This is a genomic window from Mycobacterium sp. C31M (genome assembly GCF_053345865.1).
This window is the reverse complement of record NZ_JBKFAX010000001.1, coordinates 163,849-181,980: the sequence shown is the minus strand read 5'-3', so window position 1 is coordinate 181,980 and position 18,132 is coordinate 163,849. Positions and strand designations below refer to the sequence as shown.

General features: G+C 67.7%; 12 protein-coding genes. 6 read left to right on the top strand and 6 right to left on the bottom strand.

Annotation, left to right across the window (positions count from 1 at the left end; translation table 11 throughout):
- Positions 1–31 precede the first annotated feature (31 nt).
- Positions 32–388 (top strand): DUF732 domain-containing protein, encoded by a 357-nt coding sequence (locus ACLBYA_RS00815; protein ID WP_447707454.1) that lies wholly within the window; start codon positions 32–34, stop codon positions 386–388.
- Between the two features lie 73 nt (positions 389–461).
- On the opposite strand, the gene ACLBYA_RS00810 is transcribed toward ACLBYA_RS00815, so the two are convergent.
- Together ACLBYA_RS00810 and ACLBYA_RS00805 are read right to left on the bottom strand one after the other, a co-directional pair.
- Positions 462–4,241, bottom strand: a complete 3,780-nt coding sequence (locus ACLBYA_RS00810; RefSeq protein WP_447707763.1) for a multifunctional oxoglutarate decarboxylase/oxoglutarate dehydrogenase thiamine pyrophosphate-binding subunit/dihydrolipoyllysine-residue succinyltransferase subunit — start codon at positions 4,239–4,241, stop codon at positions 462–464.
- Positions 4,242–4,358: 117 nt separating this feature from the next.
- The gene (locus ACLBYA_RS00805) at positions 4,359–5,111 is read right to left on the bottom strand and encodes a hypothetical protein (protein ID WP_447707453.1); all 753 of its coding nucleotides are present in this window, start codon (positions 5,109–5,111) and stop codon (positions 4,359–4,361) included.
- A gap of 287 nt (positions 5,112–5,398) precedes the next feature.
- Here ACLBYA_RS00805 and ACLBYA_RS00800 point away from each other — a divergent pair, with 287 nt between their 5' ends.
- Positions 5,399–6,583 (top strand): multidrug effflux MFS transporter, encoded by a 1,185-nt coding sequence (locus ACLBYA_RS00800; protein ID WP_447707762.1) that lies wholly within the window; start codon positions 5,399–5,401, stop codon positions 6,581–6,583.
- A 108-nt stretch (positions 6,584–6,691) separates the two neighbouring features.
- On the top strand, positions 6,692–8,527 hold the full coding sequence (locus ACLBYA_RS00795; RefSeq protein WP_447707761.1) for an MFS transporter: 1,836 nt from the start codon (positions 6,692–6,694) through the stop codon (positions 8,525–8,527).
- Here ACLBYA_RS00795 and ACLBYA_RS00790 read toward each other — a convergent pair.
- Complete coding sequence (locus ACLBYA_RS00790; RefSeq protein WP_447707452.1) at positions 8,524–11,931, bottom strand: TM0106 family RecB-like putative nuclease; 3,408 nt, start codon at positions 11,929–11,931, stop codon at positions 8,524–8,526. The two genes, ACLBYA_RS00795 and ACLBYA_RS00790, sit on opposite strands and share 4 nt — an antisense overlap.
- Positions 11,932–12,094: 163 nt before the next feature.
- Complete coding sequence (locus ACLBYA_RS00785; RefSeq protein WP_447707760.1) at positions 12,095–12,634, bottom strand: LppP/LprE family lipoprotein; 540 nt, start codon at positions 12,632–12,634, stop codon at positions 12,095–12,097.
- Positions 12,635–12,714: 80 nt separating this feature from the next.
- Between ACLBYA_RS00785 and ACLBYA_RS00780 the strand changes: the two genes are divergently transcribed.
- The 3 genes from ACLBYA_RS00780 to ACLBYA_RS00770 are packed head-to-tail and all read left to right on the top strand — an operon-like array spanning position 12,715 to position 16,322.
- Complete coding sequence (locus ACLBYA_RS00780; RefSeq protein ID WP_447707451.1) at positions 12,715–14,406, top strand: DEAD/DEAH box helicase; 1,692 nt, start codon at positions 12,715–12,717, stop codon at positions 14,404–14,406.
- Complete coding sequence (locus ACLBYA_RS00775; protein ID WP_447707450.1) at positions 14,403–15,563, top strand: acyltransferase family protein; 1,161 nt, start codon at positions 14,403–14,405, stop codon at positions 15,561–15,563. Before ACLBYA_RS00780 ends, ACLBYA_RS00775 begins: the two co-directional genes overlap by 4 nt.
- Before the next feature lie 39 nt (positions 15,564–15,602).
- A complete protein-coding gene (locus ACLBYA_RS00770) occupies positions 15,603–16,322 on the top strand; it encodes a siderophore-interacting protein (protein ID WP_447707449.1) in 720 nt (239 codons plus the stop codon).
- Here ACLBYA_RS00770 and ACLBYA_RS00765 read toward each other — a convergent pair.
- The gene (locus ACLBYA_RS00765; protein ID WP_447707448.1) at positions 16,294–16,881 is read right to left on the bottom strand and encodes a TetR/AcrR family transcriptional regulator; all 588 of its coding nucleotides are present in this window, start codon (positions 16,879–16,881) and stop codon (positions 16,294–16,296) included. The two genes, ACLBYA_RS00770 and ACLBYA_RS00765, sit on opposite strands and share 29 nt — an antisense overlap.
- Complete coding sequence (locus ACLBYA_RS00760; protein WP_447707447.1) at positions 16,878–18,107, bottom strand: cytochrome P450; 1,230 nt, start codon at positions 18,105–18,107, stop codon at positions 16,878–16,880. The genes ACLBYA_RS00765 and ACLBYA_RS00760 overlap by 4 nt, the downstream gene beginning before the upstream one ends.
- Between the last annotated feature and the right edge of the window lie 25 nt (positions 18,108–18,132).

Genomic DNA, 18,132 nt, shown 5'->3' with positions numbered 1-18,132 from the left:
CGTCGGCGGCCGGCCGACCGATTTCTCACTCATGATGCGTTTGCGATTCCTGGTGCCCGCCGCTGCCGCCCTGTCCGCCGCTCTGCTGACCGCGGTCCCTGCCCACGCCGACCCGGCCGGAGACTTCCTGAACACCCTGGACGGCACCGGTCTGAGCACCATCAATCCGGCCGACGCCGTCGCCGCGGGGCAGTCGGTGTGCCCGATGTTGGCCGACAGCGGGCAGAACCTCGCCGATGTCGCGGGCCGGGTGTCCGAGACCATCGGTCGTCCTTTGGGCCCGGCCACCATGTTCACCGGTTTCGCGATCTCGGCATTCTGCCCCGGTGCGGTCACCTCGATCGCCAACGGGGAGTCGCCGGTGCCGCTGGGCTTGCTGGGCTTTTAGTCGGTGAAACTGAAGAAGATCGCGAGAATCGAGGAGATTCTCGCGATCTTCTTCAGTTTGGCGGTCGGTACGACTAGGGCGCGAAGGCCTCGTCGATGATCTCCTGCTGCTCCACTGCATGCACCTTCGAGGACCCCGAGGACGGGGCGCTCATGGCACGCCGGGAGATGCGCTTGATCCCGGTCAGCTTCTCCGGCAACAGCTCCGGCAGCGACAGGCCGAACGTCGGCCAGGCACCCTGGTTGGCCGGCTCCTCCTGTACCCAGAAGTACTGGGACACATTCGGGTACTCGTCCAGGGTGGCGTTGAGCCGGCGCCGCGGCAGCGGGTAGAGCTGCTCGATCCGGACGATCGCGATATCGTCGCGCTTCTCCTTGGCCTTGCGCGCCACCAGCTCGTAATAGATCTTGCCGCTGGTCAGCAGCACCCGGGTCACCTTGGACCGGTCGCCGACACCCTCCTCGTAGGTGGGTTCCTCCAGGACCGACCGGAACTTGATCTCGGTGAAGTCCTTGACCTCACTGACGGCAGCCTTGTTGCGCAGCATCGACTTCGGGGTGAAGACGATGAGCGGACGGTGGATCCCGTCGAGTGCGTGCCGGCGCAACAGGTGGAAGTAGTTGGCCGGCGTCGACGGCATGGCGACCGTCATCGAGCCTTCGGCGCACACCTGCAGGAACCGCTCGATGCGGCCCGAGGTGTGGTCCGGGCCCTGACCCTCGTGGCCGTGCGGCAGCAGCAGCACGACGTCGGAGAGCTGCCCCCACTTGGCTTCACCGGAGGAGATGAACTCGTCGATGATCGACTGGGCGCCGTTGACGAAATCGCCGAACTGGGCCTCCCACAACACGATCGCCTGCTGGTTGCCCACCGAGTAGCCGTACTCGAAGCCGACCGCCGCGAACTCCGACAGTGCCGAGTCGTAGATCATGAACCGGCCGCCGGTGGCGTTACCGTCGGCGTCGGTGGTCAACAGATCGATCGGGGTGAATTCGGCGCCCGTCTTGCGGTCGATGATCACCGCATGCCGCTGGGTGAACGTGCCACGCCGGACGTCCTGACCGGTCAGGCGGACCGTCTTGCCTTCGGCCACAAGCGATCCGAGAGCCAGCAGCTCGCCGAATGCCCAGTCGACCTTGCCCTCGTAGGCCATCTCGCGACGCTTGTCGAGCACCGGCTGCACGCGCGGGTGCACGTTGAAGCCGTCCGGTGCGGCCAGATGGGCGTCACCGATCCGGGCCAGCACCGACTTGTCGACGGCGGTGTTGAGGCCCTTGGGGGTCTGCTGGTCGGACTCCACCGATTCGCTCGGCTCGATCTCGTGCTTCTCCAGCTCACGGACCTCGTTGAACACCCGCTCCAGTTGGCCCTGGTAGTCGCGCAGCGCGTCCTCGGCCTCCTTCATCGAGATGTCACCACGGCCGATCAGCGCCTCGGTGTAGGACTTGCGGACGCCACGCTTGGTGTCGATGACGTCGTACATGCCGGGCTGGGTCATCGACGGGTCGTCACCCTCGTTGTGCCCGCGGCGGCGGTAGCACAGCATGTCGATGACGACGTCCTTCTTGAACTGCTGCCGGAAGTCCATGGCCAGCTTGGCCACCCACACACACGCCTCCGGATCGTCACCGTTGACGTGGAAGATCGGCGCGCCGACCATCTTCGCCACGTCGGTGCAGTACTCCGAGGACCGCGAGTCGTGCGGTGAGGTCGTGAAGCCGATCTGGTTGTTCACGATGATGTGGATGGTGCCGCCGGTGCGGTACCCGCGCAGCAGCGCCAGGTTCAGCGTTTCGGCGACCACGCCCTGGCCGGCGAACGCCGCATCACCGTGCAGCATCATCGGCACCACGGAGAAGGCCTCGTGGCCCTCGGACCCGTTGAAGTCGATGAGGTCTTGCTTGGCGCGGACCAGGCCCTCCAGGACCGGGTCGACGGCCTCGAGGTGGCTGGGGTTGGCGACCAGCGACACCGCAATGTCGTTGTCCCCGAACATCTGCAGGTAGGTGCCCGACGCCCCGAGGTGGTACTTCACGTCACCGGAGCCATGCGCCTGCGAGGGGTTCAGGTTGCCCTCGAACTCGCTGAAGATCTGGCTGTAGGGCTTGCCGACGATGTTGGCCAGCACGTTGAGCCGGCCGCGGTGCGGCATCCCGATGACGACCTCGTCGAGGCTGTGTTCGGCGGCCTGGTCGATCGCGGCGTCCATCATCGGGATGACGGTCTCGGCGCCCTCCAGCGAGAACCGCTTCTGCCCGACGTATTTGGTCTGCAGGAACGTTTCAAAGGCCTCGGCGGCGTTGAGCTTGGACAGGATGTACTTCTGCTCGGCGACGGTCGGCTTGTCGTGCTTGACCTCGACGCGCTCCTGGATCCATTTCTGCTGCTCGGGCTCCAGGATGTGGGTGTACTCGACACCGACGTGGCGGCAGTACGCGTCGCGCAGCACCGACAGGATGTCGCGCAGCTTCTTGTACTCGGCGCCGGCGAACCCGTCGACCTTGAACTCGCGGTCCAGATCCCACAGCGTCAGGCCGTGGGTCAGCACGTCGAGATCGGGGTGGCTGCGGAAGCGGCTCTTGTCCAGGCGCAGCGGATCGATATCGGCCATCAGGTGACCGCGGTTGCGGTAGGCCGCGATGAGCTCGATGATCCGGGCGTTCTTGTGGTACACCGAATCCGGATTGTCGGTGCGCCAGCGCACCGGCTCGTAGGGGATACCGAGCTCGCGGAAGATCTCGTCGTAGAACTCGTCGTCCAGCAGCAAGGTGTGAATGGTGCGCAGGAAGTCGCCGGACTCCGCACCCTGGATGATGCGGTGGTCGTAGGTCGAGGTCAACGTGATGAGCTTGCCGACACCGAGTTCGGCGATGCGCTCCTCGCTGGCGCCTTGGAACTCGGCCGGGTACTCCATGGCGCCGGCGCCGATGATCGCGCCCTGGCCGCGCATCAGCCGCGGCACCGAGTGCACGGTGCCGATGGTGCCCGGGTTGGTCAGCGAAATCGTCACGCCGGCAAAGTCTTCGGCGGTCAGCTTGCCGTCGCGGGCCCGTCGGACGATGTCCTCGTAGGCCGCGATGAACTGGCCGAACTGCATGGTCTCGCACTTCTTGATGGCGGCGACGACCAGCGCGCGGTTGCCGTCCTTGCCGGCCAGGTCGATCGCCAAGCCGAGATTCGTGTGGGCCGGGGTCACCACATTGGGCTTGCCGTCGACCTCGGCGAAGTGCCGGTTCATGTTCGGGAACTTCTTGACCGCCTGCACGATGGCGTAGCCGAGCAGGTGGGTGAAGCTGATCTTGCCGCCGCGGGTGCGCTTGAGGTGGTTGTTGATGACCAGGCGGTTGTCGATCATCGCCTTGGCCGGGATGGCCCGCACGCTGGTGGCCGTCGGCACCTCCAGCGAGAAGTTCATGTTCTTGACGACGGCGGCGGCCGCGCCACGCAGGACGGCGGTCTGGCCGTCGGCGGCGGGGGCAGCCGGCTTCGCCTTGGCCGGTTCGGCCTTCGCGGGTTCGGACTTGGCAGCGGCAGGCTTGGCAGCGGGCTTGGGCTCGGGGGCGGCGGCCGGCTTGGCGGGGGCGGAGCCGTTGGCGGCGGGGGCGGAAGTCTTTGCGGGGGCGGGGACCGGCTTGGTGGCCGCAGGTGCGGCCGCAGCCTTGGCCTGCGCCGGTGCGGCGGGCTCGGCGGCCTCGATCTTTTCGGGGGCGTAGTCCACCAGGAACTCATGCCAACTAGGGTCGACCGACGAAGGATCCTCGCGGAACTTGCGATACATCTCTTCGACAAGCCATTCATTTTGTCCGAAGGGTGAAGGTGCACTGCTCACAGCAGCTTTTCGCCTCGATTCCATCTGCTCACGGCAGGCACCGTCATACGTCACCCGCCCCCTGGATATAGCGGTTACCCGCGTTTTGCCGCCCTAAAGGCTACGCCTTGGAACACACCCCCACCACGAGAGTGGGACTTGTCACTCGGTCTGTGCGGAGGGCAGCACATGCAGCGTCGACGGCCACCGCGGCGGAGGGTTGCCGAACGCCAGTTGGGCGTTGCGGACGATCTTCTTTCCCATCAACCGGTTGCCCATCCCGCCGACGACCGCGCCGACCCCGACCGGCAGCAGTTTGCCGAAAGCGATGGCCCCGCGCTTGAGGGCGTATTTCTTGACGAAGTATTTCACGAGCCGGTTGTTCAGCTGCGAGACCGCCGGCAGCGGCAGGGTTGCCGCCCCGTCGGAGATCCACGACCCGCTGGTGCGCCCGCCGCCGATCAGATCGGCGACGGCGCCCTTACCGTCCTCGCCGACGAGCACCGAGAGCACCAGCGCGCGCCGACGTTCACGGTGCGCCGCGGGGATGCCGTGCACCTCGGCGACTGCGAGGGTGAACACCGCCGTCGCCTCCAGGAACACCAGCGACTCCCCGGCGACCGCGGACATCGCCGCCAGCGTGCCGATCCCTGGGAAGGCCGCCGCCGAGCCGACCGCTGCGCCACTGGCCATCACCGCGGCCAGGTAGTGCTTCTCCAATGCGGTGATGATCTCGGCCGGGGTCGCATCGGGGCGCTGTTTGCGCATCCGGTCGACGTACGCGGTGACCGCGGGGCCCTGGAGGCGGGTGCTGCGCTCCAGGATCTGCGACAGCACCTTGGCGGCTGCGCTGGGATCCTCGTCCACACCGTCGCGGGTGGCGGGAAGGTTCTTGGTGCTGGACCGGGCGTTCATCGTTGTACTCCCATTGGACGTTGTACTCCCATTGGAGTTGTACTCCCCTCGCAACCGCGGGTGATTCCCGCGGTGCCTGTCGATTCCCCAGGCTAACGGTGGTTCAACGTGCGGGAGGGTCGTCTGAGTGCCCGATTCCGACGGTTGGGTGATGTGAGTCACTATCGGCGCGACCGGGAAGAAAAAACTCCGGTGCGACGCTGGGTCTGGTCGTGACAGCATCCCTGGGCGTGACAACTGATCTGAAGGCGCCCAGCCGGATCCGGTTGATCACCGTCCTGGGCCTGATGGTGGCGCTCGGACCGTTGACCATCGACATGTATCTGCCCGCGCTGCCGCGGATCGCCGAGGACCTGTCCGTGTCGTCCTCGGTCGTGCAGCTCACGCTGACCGGCACGTTGGCCGGTCTCGCCGTCGGACAGCTCGTGATCGGTCCGCTGTCGGATTCCCTCGGACGCCGCAAACCCTTGATGGTCGGCATCGTGTTGCACATGGTGGCCTCGCTGATCTGTCTGTTTGCGCCGAACATCGCGGTGCTCGGCGCCGGCCGGGTGCTGCAGGGCTTCGGTGCGGCGGCCGCCGCGGTGGTGGCCGTGGCGGTGGTGGGTGACCTGTATGTCGACTCGGCGGCCGCGACGGTGATGTCACGGCTCATCCTGGTCCTCGGGGTGGCCCCGGTGGTCGCACCGTCGCTGGGCGCGGCGGTGCTGCTGCACGCCTCCTGGCATTGGGTCTTCGCGGTCCTGGTGGTGCTCGCCGGTGGCCTGCTGCTGATCGGTGCGCTGGCGCTGCCGGAGACTCTGCCGGTATCGCATCGGCGTCCGCTGCAGGTCGGCGGTATCGCCGCCACGTACGGCGCACTGCTGCGCGACGCCCGCTTCGTCACCCTTGTGCTCGTCGCCGGGCTGGGCATGGCCGGACTGTTCGGCTATATCGCCGCCGCGCCGTTTGTGCTGCAGGGTGACTACGGCCTGAACCAGCAGGCCTTCGCCCTGGTCTTTGCGGCCGGCGCGATCATCCTGATCGGGTCGACCCAGTCCAATGTCGTGCTGCTGCGCCGGTTCGCCCCGCAGCGGATCATGATCGTCGCGCTCGCCGTCTCGGTGGTCGCCGGTGCCGTGTTCGTCGTGCTGGCCCTCACCGGCGTCGGTGGGCTGGCCGGCTTCCTGGTGCCGGTGCTGGTGCTCCTCGGTGGGATGGGCCTGGTGCTGCCCAACGCCCCGGCGGTCGCGTTGTCCCGGCATTCGGAGGCTGCCGGTACGGCGGCCGCAATGCTGGGCGCCGCCCAGTTCGGCATCGGTGCCGCGGTGGCCCCACTGGTCGGGGTGCTCGGTAACAGTGAGTTCGCGCTGGCTCTGGTGATGCTGGTCGGTTCGGCGGTGGCGCTGGCCGGCCTGCTGACCGTCGGGTCGCCGGCGGCCGCGCATGACGAGCCCGAGATCGTCGACGAAATCGCTGTCGAACCGGTCTGACTTGTCGGGACACCGGGCGGACCGTAGCGTCGGGCGGGTCGCCAATTCCCCTATGACGAGTAGATGTTCGAGAACCCCACCGACCGACGTACCGCGGCGGCCTCCCGGATGACCGGGCAGGCCCGGCCGGTCAACCCCTGGCACGCGCTGTGGGCGATGCTCGTCGGCTTCTTCATGATCCTGGTCGATTCGACCATCGTCGCGATCGCCAACAAGCCGATCATGGAGGCCTTGGGCACCGACTATGACGGTGTCATCTGGGTGACCAGTGCCTACCTGCTGGCCTACGCCGTCCCGCTGTTGGTGGCGGGCCGACTGGGTGACCGTTACGGACCCAAGAACCTCTACCTGATCGGTCTAGCGGTCTTCACCGCCGCGTCGCTGTGGTGCGGGCTGGCCGACTCGATCGAGATGCTGATCGCCGCCCGCGTGGTGCAAGGTCTGGGTGCGGCCCTGCTGACACCGCAGACGCTGTCGATGATCACCCGGATCTTCCCGGCCGCCGGCCGGGGGGTGGCGATGAGTGTGTGGGGCGCGACTGCCGGGGTGGCCACGCTGGTCGGTCCGATCGCCGGTGGGGTGCTGATCGACGGGCTCGGCTGGCAGTGGATCTTCTTCGTCAACGTGCCGATCGGCATCATCGGGCTCGCGCTGGCCTGGTGGCTGGTGCCGATCCTGCCCACCAAGAATCACGATCTGGACCTGATCGGTGTCGCGCTGTCCGGACTGGCGATGTTCTTTGTGGTCTTCGCCCTTCAGGAGGGGCAGACCCACGACTGGGAGCCGTGGATCTGGGCGATGATCGCGATCGGTCTGGCGCTGATGGTCGTCTTCGTCTACTGGCAGTCGGTCAACCCCCGCGAACCACTGATTCCGCTGCGCATCTTCGCCGACCGGGATTTCACGCTGTCCACGATCGGTGTCGCCGTCATCGGCTTCGCTGTCACCGCGATGATCCTGCCGGTGATGTTCTACGCCCCGACGGTCCTGGGCTTGTCTTACACCCGCTCGGCGCTGCTGACCGCGCCGATGGCGATTGCCTCCGGCGTGCTGGCACCGTTTGTCGGGCGCATCGTCGACCGCCGCCATCCGACACCGATCATCGGGTTCGGGTTCTCGCTGCTGGCCATCGGGATCACCTGGCTGTCCTTCGAGATGACGGCGACGACCCCGATCTGGCGGCTGCTGGTGCCGCTCACCGTGATGGGTGTCGGGATGGCCTTCATCTGGTCGCCGCTGGCGGCCACCGCCACCCGCAATCTGCCGCCCGAGTCGGCCGGTGCCGGGTCCGGTGTGTACAACGCCACCCGCCAGATCGGGGCGGTGCTGGGCAGCGCCGCGATGGCCGCGTTCATGACGAGTCGGATCGGCGCCGAACTCGGCGGCGAGGCGCAGCCCGTGCCGGCCGAAGGGCAGGCCGCCGAGCTGCCGTCCTTCCTGGAGGCGCCGTTCTCGGCGGCGCTGTCCCAGTCGCTGCTGCTGCCGGCCTTCATCGCGCTGTTCGGCGTGGTCGGGGCGATCTTCCTGCGCGGCGCCGCTCCGGTCGTGCCCACCGAGGACCTGCCGCCACCGGACGCACCACCGGTCGACGAACAGCATTCGCTGGACGAGGACTGGACGGTCGACGACGATGACTACATCGAGTACACCGTGGACTGGCCGCCGGTCGCCGTACCCGATGACCGGCCCACGGATGTGGTGCCCGCGGTGATCGTGGAGCCCGAGATCGAGGAAGTTCCACTCGAGCTCGAGGAGCCCACCGAACGGTTGCAGTCCTGGGGCGGTTTCCTCGCCGAGCCGGTCGACGATCAGTTACCCCGCAACGGTTTTCATTCCGATGCCCCCACCCGGCTGGATACGTTGCAGCCGCTGGTGCTCGATGTCACCGAGCAACCCGCGCCCGGCCGGCACGCGCGGCGCGGCAGGCATTCCCGCGAGGATTAGTTGTCCGACAGCGCCAGGAAGGCGCCCAGTTCGATCAGGCCGCCCGGGGTCGAGGGCAGATAGTCGGTCAACGTCGACGACCGTACGATCAGCGCGGCGTACTTGGCCCGGCTGATCGCAACATTGAGCCGGTTCCGGTTGAGCAGGAACCCGACTCCGCGGGGAACGTCCTCGGCCGAGGACGCGGTCATCGAGATGTACACCAGCGGCGCCTGGCGGCCCTGGAATTTGTCGACGGTGCCCACCTCGACACCGTCGAGCCCGGCATAGTCGAGTCTGCGGCGCAGTGCGACCACCTGCGCGTTGTACGGCGTCACGACCAGCACATGCTGCTGATCCAGTGCGACGGTGCCCTTTTCGTCGGTCCACGCGCTGCCCAGCCGAGCCTGGATATCGGCGACGATCGTGTCCGCTTCCTCGGGGCTGTCGGTGGAGTTGCCCGCGTGCTCGATGGCCAGCGTGTGCACACCGGGGTCGATCCCGTCGAGCCGGCGCGCGGCGCTGACCTGCTCCTGCGCCTGCAGCCGGCCGTCATAGGACAGCCGTGACACCGGGCGGCACACGTCGGGATGCATCCGGTAGGAGCGGTCCAGGAAGTATCCGCGCTCCTCGGGCAGGGTGGCGTGCCCGTCCACCAGCCAGCCGAGTGCGGACTCGTCGACCGGCTCGGGGTGGGTGCCCTGGCTCACCTGGGGCAGCTGCTGCGGGTCGCCGAGCAGCAGCAGGTTGCGTGCCGCCGACGCGACGGCGATGGTGTTGGCCAGGCTGTACTGGCCGGCCTCCTCGATGACCAGCAGGTCCAGGGCGCCGCGTGGGACCCGGCCGGCATTCGCGAAATCCCACGCGGTGCCGCCGATCACGCAGCCGTCGGTTTCGGTGATGAACGCCGGGTAGTCCTTCTCGGGGATTTCGCGCCAGGGTTTGTCGGGGCTCTTCTTCTTGCCGACACGCTCGGCCGCGATCCCGGCGTCGAGCACCCCGCCCAACAGGTTCTCCACCACGGCATGCGACTGGGCGACGACCCCCACCCGCCAGCCGTGCTCGGCGACAAGTCGGGCGATCACCGCGGCCGAGGTGTAGGTCTTGCCGGTGCCGGGCGGGCCGTGCACCGCCAGGTACGAGGAGTCCAGATCCAGTAGGGCTGTGGTCATATCGTCGACGATGACGCCGGTCGCCGGCAGCGGGCCGCCGCGGGCGGTGCGGGGTGGCCGGCGCAGCAGGATGTCGGTGACGGCATCGGCGGGCAGATTCGGCAGCCCGGCCGCGACCAGTGCCGCGGTGTCGCCGATCGATTCCTGCAGCGGTCGGGTGTTGATCGGGCCGGACGGGGTGAGCGCGAACGGCAGCCGGTCGAAGGGCTCGCTGTGTTTCTCGACGACGACGACTTCGGTTGGCGCGTCAGGGTTGTCGCATCCGTTGACGACCACATTGCCGAACGCGCGCCGGTCGGGGTCCTCGGACAACCCGGCCGGTGACGGCGGGTCGTACAGCGCGAACATCTCCCCGCCGAGGCCACCGTTGGCCAACTCGCCGCGCAGGCGGATGTGCCGCTGCGGTTTGCGGGCCCGTGGCGGGGTGTGCCAGTCGGCGACGACCTCGGCATGGTCGGCGACGAACACATCACTGTTGTCCGACCATTCGTCGACAGGATTGTTGACGCGGTCGAAATGTGCCCACCAGAACGGTTTGTCCTCGCGCTTGTGGTAGCCGCGGGCCGCCGACAGCATGGCGACCGCGGTCTGCTCGACGGTGCGGTCCTCGGTGCCGTCGCCGGCGAAACGCATGAGCTTGCGTTCGGTGTCATCGGCGACCTCGACGGTGGCTGCCGCGGCGGTATCGCGCACCCGTTGCGGGCCGCGCGGCGGTACCGCGGATTCGATGGCGCGGGCCACCAGCCAGTCGCGCAGCCGTCGGGTGGAGCGGCAGTCGTAGCGGTTGTAGTCCTCGATCTCCTTGAGTACCACCGCGGCATCGTCGGCGCGGTCGTCGGCCGCGAGCGCGCAGTACTTGGCGTACTGGGTGATCGAGTCGGTGGCGGTGGTGACCTCGCCGCTGCGCAACTCGTTGCCCATGTACAGCGGTTCCAGATACTTGATGCTGTAGCTCTCGGTGCCGACACGAATGCTCTTGCGCACCAAGGGGTACAGGTCGACCAGCACACCGTTGCGCAGCAGATCGTCGACATCGTCCTCGCCGACCCCGTACCGACCGGCCAGCCGCAGCAGCGTGCTCTTCTCGTACGCCGCGTAGTGGTAGATGTGCATGTTGGGGTAGCGCCTGCGCCGTTTGCGTACCATCGCCAGAAAGTCCTGCAGGGCCTGCTTCTCGCTGGGCCGGTCGTGCGCCCAGTACGGCGTGAACTCGTCGTTGACGGTCAGCACACCCCACAGGTATTCCAGGCCCCAATCGGTGCCGTTGACCGTCCACAGCGGGTCGCCCTCGAAATCGAAGAACAGGTCACCCTTGTCGGCGTCGGGCAGCACCATCAACGGTTGCGGGTCGACCACCTCGAACGGTGGTTTGGTGTTTCCGTTCTCGACGACCCGGTCGGCGATCTGCAGCCGGGCCTGCGCTGTCAGCGCGGTGACGGTGCGGGTGGACAGCTCGGGCACCGGCCCGTCATGGGCGGCCAGGGCGTGCACGGTGGTGATGCCGACGTCGAGCAGCCGGGCCCGCTGGCTCACCCGCATGCCGGCGACCAGCAGCAGGTCATCGGTCGTCTTGACCTGCTCACTGCACTCGGCGCACCGGAAACAGGCCCGCACACCGGTGTCGGTCCAGGACACCGGCGCATCACTTGCGAGGTGTTCGTCGAGCAGTCGCTGCAGCGCGTCGCGGCGGGGCCGGTACACCGGCAGCAGTTCCTCGACCCGGTAGCTGGACACGGCGCCGTTGCCGAGCAGCAGGTCGATCTCGTCGGCCACCGGTACTCCGGCGGTGGCGAGGGTGTCGGCGTAGGCGGCCAGCTGCAGCAGCGCCTCCACCTTCACCGAACGGGCCAGCTTGGTATCGCGCAGCCGGTACCGGTCGCCGTCCAGGGTGAGGAAGTCGGCGAAGCCGGCGAAGCGGCCGTCGAACATGGCGGCCTGATAGATCGCGGGGGCGCGACGGTCGATGGCGGCCATGGTCTGTTCGGCGGCCGCGGTCAGCCCGGCGACGGTGTAGCGCGGCCGGCCGATCACGGTGACCTCGACATCCTCGCGCAGCTGGTCGAGGTGGCGTTGTTCGTGATCGTCGCCGAGTTCGGCGGCGCGGGCCAACAGGTCGTCGTCGCCGGTGATCTTCGGGCCACGGCCCAGGTGGGCGTCGAACGCGCGCAGCAGGGCGTATTCGCAGCGGGCGGCAGCTGCGAGGTCGGAGGCGCTGTAGATGACAAGGCCTTCTGTCCCCGGGTCCCTGAACACGCATCCAGGCTAGGGGAGGCCCCCGACACCGCCGGTCACCCGCACCCCGGCGAAACTCGCGTACCCGTTGTTGGAATGCGCTTGCCCATGACGGGTACGCGAGTTTCGCCAGTGGTGAGCGCGCAGGCTGAGGCGGGAAAATCGAGTGGGCCCGGCGAACGGCTCAGCCGGTGTTGCCGATCAGTTCGACCCCGGCGCCGTTCCAGCGGAAGCGCACCACGCTGTCCAGGCCCGGAACCCCGGCGGTGTAGCGCAGCGCGACGGTGTCGCCGGTGCTGGCCGCGGCGTCCACATCGTTGAAGCCGTAGGTGTCGGGCACCCCGGTGGGGATGAACTTGCCCAGATGGAACATCACCGCGCGGGTGTTGGCGTTCTCGGCGTTGGTGTTGGCCTTGACGATCACCACCGACAGCTGCGCACACTCGTTGTAGTTGCCTGCCAACGGTTCCGGGCTCCACGGCTGGTTGCTGCGCGGATCCCGGGGCAGCTCGGACACCGCGCGCACGACCTCGGGCGCGGCCAGGTTCACCGCACACGGGTCGGCGGCCGGGGTGGGCGCCGGGGCCGGGGCGGGCGGCGGTGCGGCGACGGTGCTGCTCGGCGGCGCCGGGGCCGGGGCGTCCGGGGTCTTGGAGACCGTGGAATCACTGGATCCGCAGCCCGCCAGCAGCAGTGCGGCCGCCACCGACGCGCCCAGAACCATCGACCTCACAACACCGCACGGTACCGGTGTGCCCGGTCCGTCCCGGTGTGGCGCCTCGCACGCTTTAGACTGCTCATGAAATGACGTCGCACGATGAACCCAGCCCCGCCCCCGAACTGACCTTCGCTGACCTGCAGATTCACCCTTCGGTGCTGCAGGCCGTCGCCGATGTCGGCTACGAGTCGCCGTCGGCGATCCAGGCCGCCACCATTCCGCCCATGCTCGAAGGCTCCGATGTGGTCGGCCTGGCCCAGACCGGAACGGGTAAGACGGCGGCGTTCGCCATCCCGATCCTGTCCAAGATCGACCCCGCGAGCAAGAACACCCAGGCTCTGGTGCTGGCGCCGACGCGTGAGCTCGCGTTGCAGGTCGCCGAGGCTTTCGGTCGGTACGGCGCGCACCTGCCTGGCGTGCAGGTGCTGCCCATCTACGGCGGTTCGTCCTATGGCCCGCAGCTGTCGGGGCTGCGCCGCGGCGCGCAGATCGTGGTCGGTACCCCGGGGCGCGTGATCGACCATCTGGAGAAGGGCAGTCTGGACCTCTCGCACCTGGATTACCTGGTGCTCGACGAGGCCGACGAGATGCTGCAGATGGGCTTCGCCGAGGACGTCGAGCGCATCCTGGCCGACACCCCCGAGTACAAGCAGGTGGCGCTGTTCTCGGCCACCATGCCGCCGGCGATCAAGAAGATCACCAGCAAGTACCTGCACGACCCGGTCGAGGTGACGGTCAAGGCGAAGACGCAGACCGCCGAGAACATCACCCAGCGCTATCTGCAGGTGTCCTACCCGCGCAAGATGGACGCGCTGACCCGGCTGCTGGAGGTCGAGGAGGGCGACGCGATGATCGTGTTCGTCCGTACCAAGCAGGCCACCGAGGAGGTCGCCGAGAAGCTGCGCGCGCGCGGATTCGCCGCCGCGGCGATCAACGGCGACATCCCGCAGGCCCAGCGTGAGCGCACCATCGCGTCGCTCAAGAGCGGTGCCATCGACATCCTGGTCGCCACCGACGTGGCGGCGCGTGGTCTGGACGTGGAACGCATCAGTCACGTGGTGAACTACGACATCCCGCACGACCCCGAGTCCTATGTGCACCGCATCGGTCGCACCGGCCGCGCCGGGCGTTCGGGCACCGCGCTGCTGTTCGTGACGCCACGGGAACGCCACCTGCTCAATTCGATCGAGCGGGTCACCCGGCAGAAGCTCGTCGAGATCCAGTTGCCGTCGGTCGACGATGTCAACGAGCAGCGGGTCAACAAGTTCCGCGACTCGATCAGCGAGGGGCTGAACAAGCCGGGCATCGATCTGTTCCGTCGCCTCATCGAGGACTACGAGCGCGACAACGACGTCCCGATGGCCGATATCGCGGCCGCGCTGGCGTTGCTGTCCCGTGACGGCGAAGCGTTCCTGATGACCGAGCCGCCGCCGGAGAAGCGCAAGGAGCGCACCGAGCGTGCGCCGCGCGAGGACGGGCCCGGACGCAAGAAGCACAGCACCCGCAGCGATCTGGCGACCTACCGGATCGCGGTCGGTAAGCGGCACAAGGTGGCACCGGGCGCGATCGTCGGCGCCATCGCCAACGAGGGCGGCCTGAACCGCAGCGATTTCGGTCATATCAACATCAAGGTCGACCACTCGCTGGTGGAACTGCCCGCCAAGCTGCCACGTGAGGTCTACAAGAAGCTGGAGAACACCCGCATCCAGGGGATGCTGATCAACCTGCAACCCGACCGCGGGAGCGGCAACAGCAAGCCCCGCCGCAAGGACTCGTGACGCTGCAGCGCGCCGCCCAAGGTGGTCTGGAGTCCGTCTCGGCCACCGGCCGGGTCGCTGCGCTCACCGGGGTCCGTGCGGTCGCCGCGCTGTTGGTGGTGCTGACCCACGCGGCGTACACCACCGGTAAGTACCCGCAGGGTTTCTGGGGTTCGTTCTGGTCGCGCGCCGAGATCGGGGTGCCGATCTTCTTTGTGCTCTCCGGTTTCCTGTTGTTCCGGCCGTGGGTACGCGCCGCAGCCTCGGGTGGACCCGCGCCGTCGGTGCGCCGCTACGCATGGCACCGGGTGCGACGCATCATGCCCGCCTACGTCGTCACCGTCGCGGTGGCCTACACGCTGTACCACTTCCGCGAGGCCGGCCCCAACCCCGGACACACCGCCGAAGGGTTGCTGCGCAACCTGACCCTGACCCAGATCTACACCGACAACTACGTGTACACCTTTCTGCACCAGGGCATGACGCAGATGTGGAGCCTTGCGGTCGAGGTCTCGTTCTACCTGGCGCTGCCGGTGCTGGCCTGGCTGTTGCTGGTCGTGCTGTGCCGGCGGCGGTGGCGGCCCGGGCTGTTGCTGGCGGGGTTGACGGCGCTGTTCGCGATCAGCCCGGCCTGGCTGTGGCTGGTGCACACGACCGACTTCCTGCCCGACGCCGCACCGCTGTGGCTGCCGACGTATCTGGCCTGGTTTGTCGGCGGGATGCTGCTGACGGTGCTGGAATTCACCGGCGACGCCCGCGCGTACGCCCTGGTCTGCCTGCCGCTCGCGGCGATCTGCTATCTGATCGCCTCGACACCGCTGGCCGGCGCGCCCACCACCTCGCCGGCGTTGTTGAGCGAGGCGGTGGTCAAGACGGTGTTCTACATGGCCATCGCGACATTGGTGGTGGCACCGCTGGCGCTGCCCTCGGGCACCGAGAAACCGGGCTGGTACTACCGGTTGATGGCCAGTCGGCCGATGGTGTTCCTCGGCGAGATCTCCTACGAGATCTTCCTGGTCCACCTGATCCTGATGGAACTGGTGATGGTGGAGATCTTGGGCTTCCACATCTACACCGGGTCGATGTGGGCGCTGTTCTTCGGCACCATGGCGGTCACCATCCCGGTGTCCTGGCTCCTGCACCGACTGACCCGCGTGCGCGACCGCGCCGAATCATAGTAAGGGTATGCTTACCTAAGTATCGACTTAGGAGGGCAGATGATCGACCTGAATCTGAAACCGGAACGCGGTATCGAAGGTGCCCTGGTCAAGTTGTGGCAGGGCGGCGACTACACGCTGACCGTCACCGGCCGGACCGAGATCACGCCGAATTTTCTGCGGCTGCACTTCACCGGACCGGAATTGCTCACCGAGCGTGCGATCCACCCGACCATGTGGGTCCGGGGCTGGTTCCCCGACGGTTGGCGCGCGCACCAGCGCGGATACACCCTGGTCAACCCGAATCCCGAAACCGGCACGGTGGACATCGATTTCGCCATGCATGAGGGTATCGCCACCCGGTGGGCGCGCGATGCCGCGGTCGGCGACACCCTGGAGGTGACGGTATTGGGCAGCGATTTCTCGATCCCGGAACCCGCGCCGGCCGGGTATGTCATCGTCGGCGATGCGGCCTCGCTGCCGGCGATCAACTCACTGCTGGAAGCGATCGGTGATGCACCGGCGCAGGTCTTCCTGGAGTCCGCGCACGACGATGACCGCGAAATCCCCACCGGCCGAGCCGATGTCACCTGGATCGATCGCGAGGGCAACGGTGCCGCACTGGTCAAGGCCGTCGCCGAGGCGGCCTTCGACGCGCCGGACCACTTCGGCTGGGTGGCCTGTGACAACCGCACCACCCGCGCGGTGGCCAAGGTGCTGCGTGACGACTACAAGATTCCCCGCAAGGCGGTCAAGGCACGCGCGTACTGGGCTGCCTGACAAACCCGCCGACCGTCGGCGCCACGAACGTCGCCAGCATGGTGCGCTCGTCGGCGTCGTCGTGTCCGGGGAATTGCAGCAGTGAGATCAGCACCCGCACCAGCCAGCGTGCCCGCAGCGTGACAGCCGGCTGATCGTCACCGAGTCCGATCAGGAATCCCTCGACGAGGGTGTGGATGACCTCCGACCGGTCGGCCATCTGGCCGCCGATCGGGCTGGCTGTCGCGGCGAACCAGGAGGCCAGCGCCGGGGTTTCGCGGACCCGGCGCAGCGCCAGCAGGGCGCCTTCGACCAATGGGTCGTGCGCACCGCTGATCTCGGCCAGGCGGGCACCGATCTCGGCGAACAGCCGGTGCGTCTCCCGGTGCACGTACGCTGTGTAGAGCACATCGCGGTTCTCGAAGTAGCGGTACAGCGTCGCGCGCGAACATCCTGCGGCACGGGCGATCTCGTTCATCCCGACACCCGCCGCGTCATGGTGGGTGAACAACTGCTCGGCCGCGTCGAGAATGCGTTCGGACGCCGCCTCGGTCCGCCGGTCCGCCAGCCAATCGCTCATTGTAGGACTGTAAACGGCACCGACAACGGGCGTCTCACGTAGCTGCCACCGGCCCACACCACGTTGTCCAGATCGACCTCAAAATCCGGTATCCGGGTGAGCAGTTCCTCCAGCGCGACCCGCGACTGCATGCGGGCCGCGGCCGCGCCCAGGCAGTGATGCGCGCCATGGCTGAAGGTCAGGATGTTGCGCGGTTTACGCCGGACGTCCAATTCCTCGGCGTCCGTTCCGTACTGGCGCTCATCGTGATTGCCCGAGCCGTAGAGCAGCAGCACCCGGCGGCCCTCCGGGATGGTGGTGTCCGCGACCGTGACATCACAAGTGGTGGTGCGTGCCAGACCTTGGACGGGGGAGGTCAGCCGCAGGAACTCGTCGACGGAATCCGGTATCAGATTCGGGTTTTCGACCAGTAGGCGGCGCTGTTCGGGATGGCGGTGCAGCAGCTGCACCGACCCGCCGAGCATCCCGGTGGTGGTGTCGTTGCCGCCGGTGACCATGGTGAAGGTGAAGGCCAGGATCGAGAGCAGATCGACGACGTCGGCGGCTCCTTCTTCCTGGCCGGCGGCCACCAGATGCGAGACCGTATCGTCCTCGGGTTCGACGCGGCGTTTCTCGATGAGCGCGGTGAAGTAGGCCATCATCCCGCCGAGCGCATCACCGAGAGTCTCCAGCGCGCCGCCGATCCCGCCGTCTGCGGTGTTGGCGGCGACGATGGCGTCGGTCCAGCCGTCGAACTGGCCGCGGTCTTCCTCGGGCACCCCGAGGTAGTGTGCGACGACCATCGACGGCAGCGGCTTGAACAACTCGGCGACGATGTCCCCACCGCCGTTCGCGCGCAACCCCTCGATGCGCTCGACGACGAACTCGCGGACCTTGGGCTCGACGGCCTCGACCTGGCGCGGGGTGAACCCGCGCGACACCAGCTTGCGGAACTCGGTGTGCACCGGCGGATCCTGCATGACCATCGGCGGGTTGTCGGCGAGGCCGATCATCTCCAGCTCGCCGTAGTTCACGGTCAGGCCCTGGGCGGAGGAGAAGGTGCGGTGATCCCGTGCGGCGGCCCAGATGTCGGCGTGCCGGGACATCACGTAATAGTCACCCGGCTCGACGTGCTGGACCGGGTCGTGGTCGCGCAGGGCGCGGTACATCGGCCACGGGTCGGGCCAGGTTTCGGCGGAGCCGAGCTGAAAGACCGGCGGCGCCGTGTGAGACACATGGGCTGTCATGTCTTATGAGTACGACAGTTGGGCG

Bases quoted from the DNA above. Each gene is read 5' to 3' on its own strand.
- ACLBYA_RS00815 (WP_447707454.1), top strand. From the start codon at position 32: ATGATGCGTTTGCGATTCCTGGTGCCCGCCGCTGCCGCCCTGTCCGCC.
- ACLBYA_RS00810 (WP_447707763.1), bottom strand. From the start codon at position 4,241: ATGGAATCGAGGCGAAAAGCTGCTGTGAGCAGTGCACCTTCACCCTTC.
- ACLBYA_RS00805 (WP_447707453.1), bottom strand. From the start codon at position 5,111: ATGAACGCCCGGTCCAGCACCAAGAACCTTCCCGCCACCCGCGACGGT.
- ACLBYA_RS00800 (WP_447707762.1), top strand. From the start codon at position 5,399: ATGGTGGCGCTCGGACCGTTGACCATCGACATGTATCTGCCCGCGCTG.
- ACLBYA_RS00795 (WP_447707761.1), top strand. From the start codon at position 6,692: ATGACCGGGCAGGCCCGGCCGGTCAACCCCTGGCACGCGCTGTGGGCG.
- ACLBYA_RS00785 (WP_447707760.1), bottom strand. From the start codon at position 12,634: ATGGTTCTGGGCGCGTCGGTGGCGGCCGCACTGCTGCTGGCGGGCTGC.
- ACLBYA_RS00780 (WP_447707451.1), top strand. From the start codon at position 12,715: ATGACGTCGCACGATGAACCCAGCCCCGCCCCCGAACTGACCTTCGCT.
- ACLBYA_RS00770 (WP_447707449.1), top strand. From the start codon at position 15,603: ATGATCGACCTGAATCTGAAACCGGAACGCGGTATCGAAGGTGCCCTG.
- ACLBYA_RS00765 (WP_447707448.1), bottom strand. From the start codon at position 16,881: ATGAGCGATTGGCTGGCGGACCGGCGGACCGAGGCGGCGTCCGAACGC.
- ACLBYA_RS00760 (WP_447707447.1), bottom strand. From the start codon at position 18,107: ATGACAGCCCATGTGTCTCACACGGCGCCGCCGGTCTTTCAGCTCGGC.